The sequence below is a fragment of the Massilia pseudoviolaceinigra genome, from assembly GCF_030846505.1.
GTDB classification, from domain to species: Bacteria; Pseudomonadota; Gammaproteobacteria; order Burkholderiales; family Burkholderiaceae_D; genus Telluria_A; species Telluria_A violaceinigra.
Map to the genome: position 1 here is coordinate 1 of NZ_JAVCWL010000117.1, position 916 is coordinate 916.

The following is a 916-nucleotide window of genomic DNA, read 5'->3' on the forward strand; positions in this document are numbered from 1 at the left end:
CCGCCGCGCGGTATTTGTCGGCGATTCGTTGACGCAGCACGGCCAGCCCGGCAAGACCGGGCCCGAATACCAGCTGCAGTTTTCGATCACCACGATCACCAGCGCTGCCAACTTCGGTGGCATTACATGGATCGCTTACGCCATGGTAGACGGCCGGGCCAATGGTGGTGTTGCTCAAACTGTAGCGGGCAATCTTTTCACCGACAGCCGCGGCTGGGCTGCTTGGCAGGCCGCCGGCGACACCATCGGCCAGTATGTGGACGTGAGCGTCGGCGGTTGGCACTACCTGAAAAGTGGGACGTACGCAAATTCCGGCATCACCCTGGCCGTGCGCGGCGCCTCCGCGCCTGTGCCAAACGCCACCTCTGCTGTCCAAACTGCAGGATCGCCAATTACCAGCGACTACAACCTGATCGGCTATGTTGCATGGGTCGCCGGCGCATTCGGGGATACGTTCTACGATTACGAAGCCTTCGCAATCGCTGGCGCCAGCTCGGCCGACATACTGAAGTTTGCGCCTCAAGCGTTTTTGCTGGACACCGAGGTTGCTGTGATCATGGGCGGCGTCAATGACCTGCCGACCACCGACGCCGCATGCAACGTTACCGTCGCCAATCTCAAGGGAATCATTGACATTGCCTCCGCGAAGGCGCGCCGGGTCTATGTCCAAGAGATTTTCCCGAACCCATCGGCGACGCCGGCAATCGTTAAAAATCTGGCGTACGTTTCGCAGATGATCAAGGCATATTGCGCTACCAAGAAGAACGTCAAGTTCGTCAGCGCGTACGGCAAGATGGTGAACGCGAATACCTGGGTGGTCGGCTCCGGCGCCGGCGGCCGCGCCGGCGTATTCAACCCTGCCGACAACCTGCACACGCAGCCCTACGGCGGATGGATCGGCGGCAGCGCAGTCGTT

The 916-nt window shown here is 60.8% G+C and carries 1 protein-coding gene; it reads left to right on the forward strand.

Features of this window, described 5'->3' with window-relative positions:
• On the forward strand, positions 1-916 hold a 916-nt coding region (locus RBA40_RS33340), incomplete at both ends, for an SGNH/GDSL hydrolase family protein (protein ID WP_306653199.1).